Genomic DNA, 870 nt, shown 5'->3' with positions numbered 1-870 from the left:
GTGAGCACCCGCCTCGAGGGGCTCGCCCTGCGCGAGCTCCCCGGTGCGCCCGCGGGCGCACCGCGCGTGCTGCTGGTGCACGGCCTGGGCAGCGGCGCGAGCACGTGGTCCCTGGTCGCCCCCGCCCTGGCGCGCGAGCACCGCCTGCTGCTGGTGGACCTGCCCGGCCACGGCGACAGCCCCGCCCTGGACGGGCGCGAGGGCCCCACCGCCATGCACCCCGCCGAGCTGGGCCGCCGGCTGCACCGCGCGGCGGTGCGGCTGAGCCGGGCCGACGGGCGCCCGGTGCACCTGGTGGGGCACTCCCTGGGCGGCTGGGTGTGCCTGGAGGCCGCCGCGGAGGACGGCGCGCACGGGGGGGCGCGCGCGGTCGCCGGCGTCGTCGCCCTGGCCCCCGCGGGGCTGTGGACGCGCCCCCGGCGGCGCCCGCCGCTGCTGCCCACCGGTCAGCGCTTCGCCCGCTGGTACGCGCGCGCCGCGCCGCGCCTGCCCGTGGACCCGCTGCGCACCGGCTGGGGCCGCACCCTGGCGTTCGCCGCGACGAGCGCCGCGCCGCGCGCGCTGGCACCGGAGCTGGCGCGCGAGGCGGTGCTGGCGGTGGCCGCCGCCGCGGGCTACGCGTCCGCCGACGCCGGCATCGCCGCGGGCGCCTTCACCCGCGGCGCGGACGTGCGCGCGCCCGTGGCGGTGGTGGTGGGCCGGCGCGACCGGGTGCTGACGTCGGCGCACCTGCTGCGCGCGGCCGCCCCGCCGCGGGCGCGGTGGCTGGAGTGGGAGCGCTGCGGCCACGTGCCGGCCTGGGACCGCCCCGGCGACGTCGTCGACCTCGTGCGCGAGCACGTGCGCGCGGCGGAGGCAGCGGCCGCGCGC

1 protein-coding gene is annotated in these 870 nt (G+C 83.1%); it reads left to right on the top strand.

Features of this window, described 5'->3' with window-relative positions:
- Positions 1–870 (top strand): alpha/beta fold hydrolase (locus GTR00_RS23110; RefSeq protein ID WP_205706138.1); only part of this gene is annotated, 870 nt, incomplete at its 3' end.

Source organism: Kineococcus indalonis, from assembly GCF_009906395.1.
Lineage (GTDB): Bacteria > Actinomycetota > Actinomycetes > Actinomycetales > Kineococcaceae > Kineococcus > Kineococcus indalonis.
This window is presented reverse-complemented; position numbering and strand designations above follow the sequence as displayed.